14 protein-coding genes and 1 riboswitch are annotated in these 12,802 nt (G+C 62.2%); of the genes, 4 read left to right on the forward strand and 10 right to left on the reverse strand.

The window, feature by feature from the left end:
* From ACEK02_RS22230 to ACEK02_RS22255, 6 genes are all read right to left on the reverse strand, one after another.
* Positions 1–757 (reverse strand): phosphomethylpyrimidine synthase ThiC (locus ACEK02_RS22230; protein ID WP_371423717.1); only part of this gene is annotated, 757 nt, incomplete at its 3' end.
* A gap of 31 nt (positions 758–788) precedes the next feature.
* Positions 789–1,397 (reverse strand): thiamine phosphate synthase, encoded by a 609-nt coding sequence (locus ACEK02_RS22235; RefSeq protein ID WP_371423718.1) that lies wholly within the window; start codon positions 1,395–1,397, stop codon positions 789–791.
* Complete coding sequence (locus tag ACEK02_RS22240) at positions 1,384–2,166, reverse strand: thiazole synthase (protein WP_371423758.1); 783 nt, start codon at positions 2,164–2,166, stop codon at positions 1,384–1,386. The genes ACEK02_RS22235 and ACEK02_RS22240 overlap by 14 nt, the downstream gene beginning before the upstream one ends.
* A 6-nt stretch (positions 2,167–2,172) precedes the next feature.
* Entirely contained in the window at positions 2,173–2,370 is a 198-nt protein-coding gene (gene thiS, locus ACEK02_RS22245) for a sulfur carrier protein ThiS (protein ID WP_371423719.1), read from the reverse strand.
* Positions 2,361–3,398 (reverse strand): FAD-dependent oxidoreductase, encoded by a 1,038-nt coding sequence (locus ACEK02_RS22250; protein ID WP_371423720.1) that lies wholly within the window; start codon positions 3,396–3,398, stop codon positions 2,361–2,363. The genes thiS and ACEK02_RS22250 overlap by 10 nt, the downstream gene beginning before the upstream one ends.
* Positions 3,386–3,530, reverse strand: a riboswitch (TPP riboswitch). (Overlaps the previous gene by 13 nt.)
* Positions 3,531–3,603: 73 nt before the next feature.
* A complete protein-coding gene (locus ACEK02_RS22255; protein WP_371423721.1) occupies positions 3,604–4,110 on the reverse strand; it encodes a transglycosylase SLT domain-containing protein in 507 nt (168 codons plus the stop codon).
* A gap of 217 nt (positions 4,111–4,327) precedes the next feature.
* Here ACEK02_RS22255 and ACEK02_RS22260 point away from each other — a divergent pair, with 217 nt between their 5' ends.
* Complete coding sequence (locus ACEK02_RS22260; RefSeq protein ID WP_371423722.1) at positions 4,328–5,815, forward strand: hypothetical protein; 1,488 nt, start codon at positions 4,328–4,330, stop codon at positions 5,813–5,815.
* A gap of 3 nt (positions 5,816–5,818) precedes the next feature.
* Here ACEK02_RS22260 and ACEK02_RS22265 read toward each other — a convergent pair whose 3' ends face one another.
* Together ACEK02_RS22265 and ACEK02_RS22270 are read right to left on the reverse strand one after the other, a co-directional pair.
* On the reverse strand, positions 5,819–7,141 hold the full coding sequence (locus ACEK02_RS22265; RefSeq protein WP_371423723.1) for an ATP-binding protein: 1,323 nt from the start codon (positions 7,139–7,141) through the stop codon (positions 5,819–5,821).
* Between the two features lie 9 nt (positions 7,142–7,150).
* Entirely contained in the window at positions 7,151–7,888 is a 738-nt protein-coding gene (locus ACEK02_RS22270; protein ID WP_371423724.1) for a response regulator, read from the reverse strand.
* 170 nt (positions 7,889–8,058) lie between these two features.
* On the opposite strand from ACEK02_RS22270, the gene ACEK02_RS22275 reads away from it, so the two are divergent.
* The 3 genes from ACEK02_RS22275 to ACEK02_RS22285 all read left to right on the forward strand — a co-directional run bounded on the left by ACEK02_RS22275 (position 8,059) and on the right by ACEK02_RS22285 (position 9,806).
* Positions 8,059–8,652 carry a hypothetical protein gene (locus tag ACEK02_RS22275; protein ID WP_371423725.1) on the forward strand — a complete coding sequence of 198 codons (594 nt, stop codon included), beginning with the start codon at positions 8,059–8,061 and terminating at the stop codon, positions 8,650–8,652.
* A 67-nt stretch (positions 8,653–8,719) separates the two neighbouring features.
* The gene (locus tag ACEK02_RS22280) at positions 8,720–9,178 is read left to right on the forward strand and encodes a PRC-barrel domain-containing protein (protein WP_371423726.1); all 459 of its coding nucleotides are present in this window, start codon (positions 8,720–8,722) and stop codon (positions 9,176–9,178) included.
* A gap of 79 nt (positions 9,179–9,257) precedes the next feature.
* The gene (locus ACEK02_RS22285; protein WP_371423727.1) at positions 9,258–9,806 is read left to right on the forward strand and encodes a PRC-barrel domain-containing protein; all 549 of its coding nucleotides are present in this window, start codon (positions 9,258–9,260) and stop codon (positions 9,804–9,806) included.
* A 90-nt stretch (positions 9,807–9,896) separates the two neighbouring features.
* Here ACEK02_RS22285 and ACEK02_RS22290 read toward each other — a convergent pair whose 3' ends face one another.
* Both ACEK02_RS22290 and ACEK02_RS22295 read right to left on the reverse strand, forming a co-directional pair.
* Positions 9,897–11,114, reverse strand: a complete 1,218-nt coding sequence (locus tag ACEK02_RS22290) for an ABC transporter substrate-binding protein (protein WP_371423728.1) — start codon at positions 11,112–11,114, stop codon at positions 9,897–9,899.
* A gap of 126 nt (positions 11,115–11,240) precedes the next feature.
* Entirely contained in the window at positions 11,241–12,791 is a 1,551-nt protein-coding gene (locus ACEK02_RS22295) for a DUF4403 family protein (protein WP_371423729.1), read from the reverse strand.
* Positions 12,792–12,802: the final 11 nt, after the last annotated feature.

The raw sequence follows: 12,802 nt of genomic DNA on the forward strand, positions 1-12,802 counted from the left end.
AGAGGTCCATCACGGTGTCGGCGCCCCAGCGGATCGCCCACACCATCTTGTCGACTTCTTCTTCGACGGACGACGTGACAGCGGAGTTGCCGATATTGGCGTTGATCTTGGTCAGGAAGTTGCGGCCAATGATCATCGGCTCGAGTTCGGCGTGGTTGATGTTGCAGGGGATGATGGCGCGGCCGCGCGCGATTTCCGAGCGCACGAATTCCGGCGTGACAAACAGCGGCACTTCGGCGCCGAAGCTTTCGCCGTCGGCGCGCGCGGCCTCGGCGCGCTCGAGCTGCTGCTTGCGGCCGAGATTTTCGCGCTCCGCGACGTAGATCATTTCCTTGGTGATGATGCCGGCCCGGGCGAATTCATATTGCGTGATCATGGCATCGCCGACGCCACGCAGCGGCTTGTGATAGGCCTTGAAGGACTTCGCAGCATGCGCCGCGCCGACATTGCCGTTGTCTTCCGGCTTGATCTCGCGGCCCTGATATTCCTCGACGCCGCCGCGCTCCTTGACCCATTCGAGGCGCGCGCGGGACAGACCGTTATTGACGTCGATCAGCACGTCCGGATCGGTATAGGGACCCGACGTGTCATAGACCGGCAGGTTCGGCTCGCCGGCGCCTTCGGAGAGGATGATCTCGCGCAGCGGCACGCGCAGGTCGGGGGCGCTCTCCGGGATCGCGTAGATCTTGCGCGACGAGGGCAGGTTGCCGGTGGTGACGGCGGGCAGGGTGGTGTCGGGATTGGAGCGGATGTTCATGGACTAATCCTCCGTTGTCGTTCTTGAAATGTCAGGCTGCTTTGGCGGATGCGCCAAGCCATTGATGGACGCGGGCGTCCGGGTCTGCGTGTTGCGTGACGTCGCTGACGACGGCGATGGAATCCGCGCCGGCGGCAAAGATCTCTTCGGCCTGTTCGAACTTGATGCCGCCGATCGCGACCAATGGCAGGGTGCCGATGCGCTTCTTCCATACCGAGATTTTCGGAATGCCCTGCGGCGCGAAGCGCATGGACTTCAACGTCGTGAAGAAGATCGGCCCGAGCGCGACGTAATCCGGATTGGCGCGCAATGCGGTTTCGAGTTCGTCCTCGTCATGGGTGGAGAGGCCCAGCGTGATGCCGGCCTTGCGGATCGCGGCAACGTCCGCTTCGGCGAGGTCTTCCTGGCCGAGATGCAGATGCTGCGCCTTGAGCTCGATGGCGACGCGCCAGTAGTCGTTCACCACCAGCTTCGTCTTGGTGCCATGGGTGACGGCCAGCGCCTCGCGAAACAGCGTTGTCGCCGCGGCGTCGTCGAGATCCTTGGCGCGGAGCTGGACGGTACCGACGCCGAGCGCGGTCAGGCGCTTGACCCAGGCTACGGTGTCGACGACGGGATAGAAACGGTCAGGATACGGCATGCCAGAACGGTGTCCCGATGACTGGAGTGGAAGGGGAGGCGAAATCGCGCGCGCCCATCAGGCCGGCTTCATAGCCGAGGCGACCTGCATCGACGGCGAGACGGAACGCATTGGCCATGGCCACGGGATCGGCGGCCTTGGCGATGGCGGTGTTGAGCAGCACGGCATCATAGCCGAGTTCGAGCGCTTCGGCGGCGTGCGACGGTGCGCCCAGGCCGGCATCGACCACCAGCGTGATATCGGGCAGGCGGTCGCGCAGCAGCCTCAAGGCATCGGCATTGATGATGCCGCGCGCGCTGCCGATCGGCGCCGCCCATGGCATCACCACCTTGCAGCCGGCATCCACCAGACGCATCGCGACGCTGAGGTCCTCGGTGCAATAGGGGAAGACTTCGAAGCCGTCCTTGATCAGGATATCGGCGGCTTCGACGAGGCCAACCACATCGGGCTGCAGCGTATCGTTGTCGGCGATGACTTCCAGCTTGATCCAGGGCGTGCCGAACAATTCGCGCGCGAGCTTTGCGGTGGTGACTGCCTCGCGCACGCTGCGGCAGCCCGCGGTGTTGGGCAGCACGGTGACATCGAGCTCGCGGATCAGCGACCAGAATGCATCGCCGGTCTTGCCGCCCGCGGATTCGCGACGCAGCGACACGGTGACGATGCCGGCGCCGGACGCGCGGATCGCGTCCTGCATGATCGCGGGCGACGGATAGAGCGCGCTGCCGATCAGCAGGCGGGATTTGAATTCCTTGCCGTAGAAACTCACCATCAGCAATCAGCCTCCCTGCCGCGGCGTGATGATCTCGATCTCGTCGCCGGCTTTCAGCGGCGTCTGCGCCCACTGGCTGCGCGGCACCACGTCGAAATTCAGAGCAATCGCACAATGCGTGCCTTCGTAGTCCAGCTCCTGAAGCAGCGCGCCGACATGCGACGCCTCGATCTCGCGGTGCTCGCCATTGACGATCACTTGCATTGCATCACCTCATTGTCGATCTCGCCACGCTGCACATAATTGAGCGTCAGCTCCGCCAGCGCAGGCGCCAGCAGGAAGCCATGGCGATAGAGGCCGTTCACCGTGATCGTATTCTTGTCGATCGCGATGCGCGGCAGGTTGTCGGGGAAAGCCGGACGCAGGCCCGAGCCGAATTCGAGAATGCGCGCTTCGGCAAAGGCCGGATGCACGGCATAGGCAGCGCCGAGCAGTTCAAGCGCAGAGCGCACGCTGACACCGCGATCCTCGCTCTCGATCGACGTTGCGCCGAGCATGAAGCGATTGTCCGCGCGCGGGATCACATAAAGCGGCCAGCGTGGATGCATCAGGCGTACCGGGCGCGACAGCTGCACTTCGTCCGTCTCGACGATGATGATCTCGCCCTTGACGCCGCGCAGCTTCGGCGCGCCGGCATCGTCGCGCGCAGCAAGGCCGCGGCAGTCGATCACCAGTCCGTCGAGATCTTTTGGCTGCTGTTCGCTGTTGTATTTGATAATGCCGCCGGCGGCGGTGATCCGTGCATGGAGTTGCGGCAACACGCGGCGCGGCTCGACATGGCCTTCGCCGGGATAGAACAGCGCATCGCGAAACTGCCCCTGCAGCGATGGCTCAAGCTCGGCGAGCTTCGTCGCATCCAGCCGTGTATGGCCAGATGTCATCCGGGCGAAGCGCTCATAATCGGCGCGGTCACGCGCATGCGCGACGACCAGCGAGCCATTGAACGGCGTGTCGGGGAGTTCCTCGCGCCACAGGTCCAGCGCGCGCAGGCCGAGGCGGGAGACCACGGGTTCGGAGACTTCCGCTTCGCACCAAGGCGCCAGCATGCCGCCGGCCCAGTGGCTGGTGGCGTCATGCATGCCCGCGTCGCTGCGCTCATGCAGCGTCACGGCGTGCCCCGCCTTGGCAAGCATCAACGCCTGCCAAGCGCCGGCAATGCCAGCACCAACAACTGATATCGATTGACCCGCTACGGGAGAGTCCCCGCGCGGAGATTGCGTCGTCTGAAACATCCCTGTCCCTTCGCCGGCATGACCCGGATCAGGTTCAAAGGGTCACCGCGGTCTCGCGCCTCTTTTCCGGAACAGGAAAAGTGCGAGCTTGCGGTATCTCAGCTCCTCGTCGGAGCCCCCCTCGGAACGACTCTAATGTAAACCTATGGGTGGGCGTGTCAACGCGCCCAGGGAATCCCTTGGGATTCCACCGAATCACGCACAGTTACGGCTTCGGAACCTGTGCATTGACATTGGCCGTCTCCTGCAGACGCTGGCGCTCGGCATCCTTGGCAAAGATCGGCTGGTGCGGCGGCGCGGAAACCTCGCGGCGCTGGCGCTTCGCAGCATAGTAGTAACCGCCGGCATAGTACGACACCGCGCGATTGTGATTGCCGTTCGCAGCGCGATAGGCGCCGGCGAGGTATTTCACCGCATAAGTGAGATTGGTGTCGGGATCGCGGAGGCCTTCGGCGGTGCCGGTGTAGCCAACGCCGCGCGCAGTCGCGAGCTTGATCTGCATCAGCCCGATAGTGCCGCCGCGGCCGATCAGGTTGGGGTGATATTTGCTTTCGCGCACGATGACGCGATGTACCAGCGCCTCAGGCACGCCATTGGCCTGGGCATGCATGGCGACCATGGCATCGTAGTCGGAGCGCTGCTGGGCCGAAGCCGTCTGGGGCAGGGCGGCAACCGCAGACATTGCCGCCAGGAACAGTGAAATACGTTTCATGAATGATCTCGAAGCTTCGTTCTCCGCCAGTAGCGGAGCGGGCCTTTCAGACGGCCTAAACCATCTGATTCAATTATCCGGGATTAGGGCTCGAATTGAGTCTTTCTCTAGACCAGATTCACGAGTTCCGCCCGGTATTTACCCCAAATTATGCCCAGCTGTGGTTTGCTGCGGTATTCCAGCGCTTTTCCTGCGACTTTCTAGGGGCATGCCGAGCATGACGATGTCCGCCACCCATTCCGCCGAGGCGCGCAGGCCACTGCAAGGGCTGCTGCCGCTGTGGGGCGGGGTTGTGGTCTATGCGCTGTGGTTCGCGGCAGGCAACGCCCTCCTGAGAGATCCCGATCCGTATTGGCAGATCGCTGTCGGGCGGTGGATTCTCGATCATCACACGGTGCCGACGACCGACATCTATTCCTTCACGATGTACGGCCAGCCATGGATCTCGACCCAGTGGCTGGCTCAGGTGCTTTATGCGATTGCCTATGCCGGCGCGGGCTGGACCGGGGTGGTGGTGCTCGCTGTCGCCGCACTGGCTGTAACGATGGCTGTGTTGACGCGCTTTCTGGATAGGCGCCTGCCGGCCACCGCGACGATCATCTTCGTTGCGACGGCGCTGGCGCTGATGACGCCGCATCTGATGGCGCGGCCGCATGTGCTGGCAATGCCGGTGATGGTGGCCTGGGTGGCGGGTCTCGTGACCGCGATGGATCGCAAGACGGCGCCGTCATTCTGGCTGCTGCCGCTGATGGTCTTGTGGGCCAATCTGCATGGTGGCTTCGTCCTGGGTTTGATGTTGATCGGGCCGATCGGTATCGATGCCATCTGGCACACGCCGGCCTCCGCGCAGCGCAAGATGTTGCTGCGCTGGGCGCTGTTCGGCATCGCCGCGCTCGCTGCAAGTTGCGTGACACCCTATGGCTGGGACTCGCTGCTGGCATCGCGCCGTATCCTCAATCTCGGTGAAGCGCTGGCGCTGATCGGCGAATGGCGGCCTGCGAATTTCGATCATGCCGGGCCTCTGGAGCTGACCGTGCTGGTCGCGTTCGCGCTGGCGCTCTGGCGCGGCATCGCGCTGCCGCCGATGCGCGTCGTGCTCGTGATGGGCTTCGTGTTCATGGCCCTCAGTCATGTCCGCAATGCGGAGGTGCTGGCGCTTCTGGCGCCGCTGGTCCTCGCCAGGCCGCTGGGTGAGCGGATCGGCTTCCCTGATCAACCAGCCGCGCCCGCGCCATCGTCGCCGCGTGGTTGGCTGTTCGCCGGCCTCGCGCTCTGTCTGATCGCAATTACGTTTGTTCTTGGCTCCGTGCAGCGTTACGCACCGGTCGCAACAGGAGCGCCGGCCGCGGCGGTGACCGAGCTCAAGAAGCTCAATCTCAGCCGCGTGTTCAACGACTACGATTTCGGCGGCTATCTGATTGCGCGCGGCGTGCCCACTTTCATCGATGGCCGGACCGAATTGTTCGGCACAAAGCTGATGGTCGATCACAACAATGCCAGCGGTCTGATGGAGCCGGACAATCTGTTCCGGCTACTGAAGGACTACGAAATCGAGGCAACCTTGCTACGTACCCAAAGCGCAGCGACCAAATTGCTCGATCGCGTCGATGGCTGGGAGAAGATCTATAGCGATGACATCGCCACGATCCATCTGCGCAAGCCGGGCGCGCTTCACAGCGTCGCGCCTGCGGTGAAAGCGAACTGAGCCTTATGCCGCGGCTGTATTCGTATCCCGTGCTGGCAGCGTAATGCGCACGATCAGGCCGCGCGGCTGACGATTCAGCAATGTCAGCTCGCCGCCATGGGCCAGCGTCACGGCGCGGGCAATCGACAGGCCGAGCCCGAAGCCCGCGGCTTCATGGTCCATATTGCGGGCATCATCGCCGCGCACGAAGGGCTGCAGCATCGCGTTCTTCTGTGCATCGGAAATGCCGGGACCGTCATCGGCAACGTCGATGATGGCGCCACCCTCTGACATGGTCAGGGAGATTGTCGCCTCGGAGCCGAATTTTACGGCGTTCTCGACAAGGTTGGTCACCGCGCGATGCAGATCGTCGGGTCGGGCCATGGCCATGGCATGGGACGGCCCCAGATAGGTGACCGTGTGGCCGATATCAGCAAACTGATCGGCGATCAGCTGCAATGTGGTTGCGATATCGGTGAGTGTCATCGCCTCGAGGCGGCGGTCGTTGCGCAGGAATGACAGCACGGCTTCCAGCATCGAGCGCATCTGATCGAGATCACGCAGCATATGACTGCGATGGCCGTCATCCTCGATGAATTCCGAGCGAAGACGCAAGCGGGTAATCGGCGTGCGCAGGTCGTGGCTGATGGCGGCGAGCATCTTGGTGCGGTCGTCGATCAGCGTGCCGATACGTTCGCGCATCCGGTTCAGGGCGCGAGCCACCGAGCGGATTTCTTCGGGACCGCGTTCCGGGAGAGGCTCGGCCGAGCCGCTGAGGCTGAATTCTTCGGCCGCTTTCGCAAAGGCCGAGAGCGGAGCCGCCAGCATGCGCGCCGCCCACAGGCCCAGCAGCGTCAGGCTGATCACCACGAACAGAAATGTCAGAACCCACGGACCGCCCAGAAAGAAGCCTGGCCGTCGCTCCGGCCGGCTGCTGAACGAGAATATTTCGCCGCCCGGCAGTGCAATCCCGAGCCTGTCCGGCTCGCCGGTGATCGCCAGCAACCGCACGCCCGGGCCGAGCCCTCGGCGCAGGCCGCGACGCGTATAGTCGGAACCATCGTCGGTGGTCACCGCCGCTCCCGGCGCGACCGGTTGGATGTCGAAATGGGGGAAGGCGTTCTTCAGGTTCACCAGCAAGGCGGGGCGGTCAGCCGCCGGCGTCGCACTCAACAGGCGGACAATCGCAATCAACTCGCCGTGGCCGCGATCCCGCTGCGGATCGTTCTGATCCGGCCGCATCAGCGTGAACAGAATCGAAAGGACGACGTGGATCGCAACGATCGATATCACCACCAGAGCGGTAATCTGGCCGCTGATCCGGCGTAAATTGAGGACGCTGAACATCCCTGTCCGCTAGTTGGGAGTTGCTGTCGCAACCGCTTCCACGGTGGGCGTGAACATGTAACCGCCGGATCGCACCGTCTTGATCATCTGTGCGTCCTGCGGATCGATCTCGATCTTGCGACGGATACGGCTGACCAGCACGTCGATACTGCGCTCGAACGAGCCGGCGCTGCGGCCTTGCGTGAGATCGAGCAGGCTGTCGCGCGACAGCACGCGACCGGAGCGCTCGACAAATGCGCGCAGCAGATCGAATTCGGCCGAGGTCATGGCGACGCGCGCGCCTTCGGGATTACGCAATTCGCGCAGGCGCAGGTCGATCTGCCAACCGGCGAATGACAGCGCCGTGGCGTTCGGCGTGGCGCTTGCATTGAGCGCCGTGGCCTGTCGGCGCAGCACCGCATTGATGCGCGCCAGCAATTCGCGCGGATTGAACGGCTTCGGCAGGTAATCGTCTGCGCCCATCTCCAGGCCAAGGATACGGTCCACGTCCTCGCCGCGAGCGGTCAACATGATGATCGGCAGTTGCGACTCCGCGCGGACCTTGCGGCACAGGCTGAGGCCGTCTTCGCCGGGCAGCATGACGTCGAGGATCAACAGGTCGACGCGGGTGTCGGCCATCACCTTTTCCATCTCGCGCCCGTCGGCAGCGGTGGTGACGTTGCAGGAATTGGTACGCAGATACTTTGCGATCAGCGTACGGGTTTCGCGGTCGTCTTCCACGACCAGGATGTTCGGTACGTTTGCCATGCGAACTCTTTTGGCCGGGATCGGCTCGGGCTGCAGAAGTTTTTTGTTTCAGACTATTGCTGGTGTGCTGGGTGTAACAACTCGCAACATGTCGGCAAGGCGAGAACAAGACCTCGTTAAGAAGGTTAACTGCAAGTTGCGAGCACTCGGCAAGCATCTTGGAGCAGATCATGACCTCTATCTCGGCTGCGTCCAGCAGTTCCTACCAGTCCCCCCTTCAGAAATTGCAGCAGGAGCTGCAGTCTGAACTTACGTCGGGGAAAATCAGCAGCGGCGATCAGGATGCGCTGTCGTCTGCTTTGACCGATATCGACACGTCGTTGCAGGCCGACCGTTCGGGCCAGAGCAGCGGGACCCGGCCATCGCCCGATGATATGAAATCGAAGATCGACGACCTGATCAGTGCCCAGGTTTCCAGCGGCAAGCTGACCTCGGACCAGGCCACCGAATTGCAGGGCGTGTTCCAGTCGGCCTTCGCCAATGGCGGACCAGGTGAAGCGGGTGGCCATCACGGCGCCGGCGGCCCACATCCCGGCGGCGGTCATGGCGGCCCTCCGCCGTCGAACAGCGCCGATAGCAGCGACAGCACCGGTGGTACGACCAGTACGAGCAGCGTCTCCGACATCATGAAGCAGTTCCTGGACTCGCTGAAGCAATCATTGGAGGCCTCGTCCTCGAGTTCCTACAGCGCCAGCGGAACCAACACGACGGCATCGAGTAGCACGACGTCCTTCACCGCGCTGCTGATCGACTATCAGACCTGATACGACGACCGCGACGCGCAGACCAAACAGGCTCTCCACCATCTTTCCCGCGAGGGAAAGGTGGTGTTTGCAGGCTCCCTTCCATTTGCGGGAACAAGAATCGCGCCTGGCCATTGTTATTCCTTCAATTGATTTTATGGAGGCGACAATGACACCCGACGTCATGACGAAGCCGCATAGTCTGATTGCGAGCGACCGGATCGAGGGAACAGCAGTACGGCGTCCGAACGGCGAACGCATCGGTCATATCGAGCGGCTGATGATCGACAAGATCAGTGGTAAAGTGTCCTACGCGATCCTCAGCTTCGGCGGCTTTCTCGGTCTTGGTTCGAATCTGCTGCCGCTGCCTTGGGCGCGGCTGACCTTCAATTGCAAACTTGACGCCTATCAACTTGATATCAGTGAAGAGGAATTGCGCAGCGCGCCGTCATTTACGGAGCAACGCGAATTCGACTGGGGCGATCGGTCGCAGGAAGAAGCGCTGCATCGCCACTACGGCGTTGCATCCTATTGGGGCGAATTCTAACACCCAATTTCGTGTGGAACCGGAACAGTCACTGTATCTCCGCGTTGGTTTTAAGCTTCCACAACGACAGGAGGAACGTATGTTCAAGAAATATATGACGGCTGGTATCGTTGGTTCGGCACTGCTGGCAACAGCGGCCTTTGCGCAAAGCGCGAATACGACGACAACCACACCGCCAGCCGCTGCGCCGGTCAGGGCGTCAGATTCGACGTTCAATGGTAATTGGCGGACTTCGAAGATCGTAGGCCTTAATGTTTATAACGAAGCCAATGAGAGCCTCGGCTCGATCAACGACCTGCTGACCGACAAGGAAGGTAATATCAAGGCCGTGGTGATCGGCGTCGGTGGTTTCCTTGGCGTGGGCGAACATTTGATCGCTGTGCCTTATGACAAGGTCAAATTCGTGAACGAGCCGGTCGCGACCACAGTGTCTTCAACTGGCGGTTCGTCGGGCATGAAGTCGACATCGACGTCGAACGGCATGACAACGGGTGCAGCCACCTCGGGTACGGCTCCTGCAGCCGCAACGCCAGCGAAGTCGAATCCCTGGTACCCTGACCATGCGGTGCTGAGCGGCGCCAGCAAGGATCAGCTGAAGGCGATGCCTGAGTTCAAGTATTCGACCTAACGCGATCCAGCGTGGCGTTAAGTAAATGAAGAAGGGCGCGTCCGATTTCCGGGCGCGCCCTTTTCGTCACGAGTAGCGATTACTGTTGTTTTATGACTTGCCCTTCACCAGCGGGCAGCCGCCTTTGTCGAGCGGACGGAACGCCTCATCGCCGGGGACTTCTGCAAGCAGCTTATAGAGATCCCATTCACCCTTGGACTCTTCAGGCTTCTTCACTTCGAACAGATACATCTCGTGGATCATGCGGCCGTCCTCGCGGATCTTGCCGTTCTTGGCGAAGAAGTCGTGGATCGGCGTAGCCTTCATCTGTGCCATCACTTTTGGCGCCTCATCGGTACCGATAGCATCGATGGCTTTCAGGTAGTGCATGGTCGCCGAATAGAGACCGGCCTGGATCATCGTCGGCATATGCCCGACCTTCTCGTTGAACCGCTTGGAGAAGGCGCGGGTCTCGTCATTCATGTCCCAATAGAATGCGTCGGTGGCGATCAGGCCCTGCGCCTCCTTGACCCCGAGAGCATGGGTGTCGGTGATCTCCTGCAGCAGCGCGATCATCTTCTGGCCGCCCTTGATGATGCCGAACTCTGCCGCCTGTTTCAGCGCATTCGTGGTGTCGCCGCCGGCATTGGCCAGCGCAACCACCTTGGCCTTGGAGGCCTGGGCTTGCAGCAGGAATGAGGAGAAGTCCGACGAGTTGAGCGGATGCTTGACCGCGCCGATCACCTTGCCTCCGGTCTCCTTCACGACATTGGCAGCATCGCGCTCCAGCGCCGCGCCGAATGCGTAATCGGCCGTGATGAAGAACCAGCTGTCTTCGCCGCGCTTCACCATCGCCTTTCCGGCAACATTCGAGAGTGCATAGGTGTCATAGGTCCAGTGCACGGTGTTCGGCGAACACTGCGCGCCGGTGATATCCGAACTGCCGCCGCCGGAATTGATGTGAATCTTGTTCTTCTCGCGGGTCAGGGCCGAGATAGGCAGCGCGACGGAGGATGTCGGCACGTCGAAGATCGCGTCGACCTTGTCATTGTCGTACCAGTTACGCGCAATGTTGACACCGACATCAGGCTTGTTCTGGTGATCCGCAGAAATCACCTGCACCGGCTTGCCTCCGGCCTTGCCGCCATAGTCGGCGACGGCCATTTCGGTCGCAACAACCGACCCTTTGCCGGTGGCGTCCGCGTACAGGCTCGACATATCCGTCAACACGCCGATCTTGACGACGTCGTCGGAAATCTGAGCATGGGCTGTCGAGGACATGAATGCGACAGCAAGGCCGGCCACAACTGTGGCGGTAAGTGACTTCATGGGGCGTGCTCCCTGGGATTTTCGCTGCTTGTGCAGCTTGGCTAGCGCCGGCATCCTGCGCCCGTTCATTTTGAGGGGCAAGAACGAGGCAGAGCAGTTTTCCGTGATCGGTCGAGGCGTTGGGCCTTACAGATTTGGCAGCGCCGTCACATTCACATTGATGGCGCCGTCGGCCTCCGCGATCACCCGGAGCGTTTTGGAATCGAAGGCGATCCCGCCAAGGCGGAGGCTGCTGATCTCGGCGCCGACGCGGATGCCATTTTCGTTCTTCTGGAAGTCCGCGATGGCGGCGGCGATCTTCTTTTGCGCGTTCGAGGCAAAGGGTTTCAGATCGATGGTCGCACGTTCCGCCAGCGTGTTCTGCAGCAATGGCATGGCAGCACGAGCTGCCGCGCCGAGCAGGCCGAAGGCCGCTTCAGACTCAACGGCGAGTTCCAGATCGGTGAAACGCAGCGTCTGCGCCGCCTGATCGAGCGCAGGCTTGCCCCAGACATGGACGGTTGCTTCGCCGCCAAGGCCGAACCAGCTCTGCTTCTCCTTCGCATTCACCAGCAACGAGATGAGCAGACGGTCGCCGGAGGCCGAGACGGTTGCCTTCTTCACCGTCACTGCGACCGCGCCGGAATTGTCTTCCGGGAACGTCTTGCCGGCGAGTTGCGCCTCGATGATCTTGTTCAGTTCAGTGAACGGCATATCCACGGGCACACCGATGCTGAGTTTGCCGGGGCCGGGCGGCACGATGACCAGCGTGGCAGGGAACGGACAATTCGGCTGGGTCTGTGTCGACGTCACGCGCGTTTCGGCTTCGACGCCGAGGGTCAGCGTCACATTGCTGGCATCGATGCGGGGCTGGGCAGCAACGGCACGCGTCGGCTTCAGTTCGAGGAACAGGCTTTGCAACGCGCTCGCTCCCTGCAGCGGAATCGACCTGCAGAGCCTGGCCCATTCGCGCCGGGCATTTTGCTCGAAGGCCGGATCGTTGCGCAGCCGCTGCTGCACGGCGGCGATCTGCTCGTTGACCGCATTGTCGATCATGGGCTTGACCTGTGCCGGCACATTGATGCGCGCGCCCGCGACCGATGCACTGGTGTCGCCGAGCGTCACCTGCGCGGCGAGGTTCGGTTCGATGCGCCAGTTCGGGGTCAGCCGCGGCTGCGCCGAGACCACCACATTGCCACGGATTTCCGCATTGGCATTGACGTTCTTGATGTTGATGTTGCCGAGTTGCTTGGCGACATTGCCACCCAGCAGGTTGCCGAGGGCGCCGCCCAGGGCGTCGCGGACATTTGTCGAGATCGCGCCAGAGACATTGAGCGTGCCGGTCAACGGCGTCGACATGGTCAGCGTGTCCTGCGCGCCGGTGGCTGCGATCGGCCCTCGCGCTGCCGTCCATTTGATATCGGCATCCTGAAGCAGTTGCTGTGCGGGATTATCCGCGATGCCATTGAAGCTGTGCGGCGCGCCGCGGTCGGCGGCGTCGCGGATCGCGCTGAGTGCGATGGCGACGGGGGCGACGATGCTGGAGCTGCGCGTAGGCGAAGCCGGCAGTGGCGGCAAGGCGACCAGTACCGGCGCCGAACCGGCGCCGCGGGGTGCCACATAGTCCATCACCTTGAGGGCGACCACGAAAAAGATCGCGACCAGCACGGCGCCGATCAGAATTGGTTTTAGACGCATGATGTCCCCGC

It is taken from the genome of Tardiphaga sp., from assembly GCF_041424195.1.
Taxonomy (GTDB): Bacteria; Pseudomonadota; Alphaproteobacteria; order Rhizobiales; family Xanthobacteraceae; genus Tardiphaga.

Excerpts from the sequence above, each read along its gene's own strand:
- ACEK02_RS22235 (WP_371423718.1), bottom strand. The coding sequence starts at position 1,397 with ATGCCGTATCCTGACCGTTTCTATCCCGTCGTCGACACCGTAGCCTGG.
- ACEK02_RS22240 (WP_371423758.1), bottom strand. The coding sequence starts at position 2,166 with ATGGTGAGTTTCTACGGCAAGGAATTCAAATCCCGCCTGCTGATCGGC.
- thiS (WP_371423719.1), bottom strand. The coding sequence starts at position 2,370 with ATGCAAGTGATCGTCAATGGCGAGCACCGCGAGATCGAGGCGTCGCAT.
- ACEK02_RS22250 (WP_371423720.1), bottom strand. The coding sequence starts at position 3,398 with ATGTTTCAGACGACGCAATCTCCGCGCGGGGACTCTCCCGTAGCGGGT.
- ACEK02_RS22255 (WP_371423721.1), bottom strand. The coding sequence starts at position 4,110 with ATGAAACGTATTTCACTGTTCCTGGCGGCAATGTCTGCGGTTGCCGCC.
- ACEK02_RS22260 (WP_371423722.1), top strand. The coding sequence starts at position 4,328 with ATGACGATGTCCGCCACCCATTCCGCCGAGGCGCGCAGGCCACTGCAA.
- ACEK02_RS22265 (WP_371423723.1), bottom strand. The coding sequence starts at position 7,141 with ATGTTCAGCGTCCTCAATTTACGCCGGATCAGCGGCCAGATTACCGCT.
- ACEK02_RS22270 (WP_371423724.1), bottom strand. The coding sequence starts at position 7,888 with ATGGCAAACGTACCGAACATCCTGGTCGTGGAAGACGACCGCGAAACC.
- ACEK02_RS22275 (WP_371423725.1), top strand. The coding sequence starts at position 8,059 with ATGACCTCTATCTCGGCTGCGTCCAGCAGTTCCTACCAGTCCCCCCTT.
- ACEK02_RS22285 (WP_371423727.1), top strand. The coding sequence starts at position 9,258 with ATGTTCAAGAAATATATGACGGCTGGTATCGTTGGTTCGGCACTGCTG.
- ACEK02_RS22290 (WP_371423728.1), bottom strand. The coding sequence starts at position 11,114 with ATGAAGTCACTTACCGCCACAGTTGTGGCCGGCCTTGCTGTCGCATTC.
- ACEK02_RS22295 (WP_371423729.1), bottom strand. The coding sequence starts at position 12,791 with ATGCGTCTAAAACCAATTCTGATCGGCGCCGTGCTGGTCGCGATCTTT.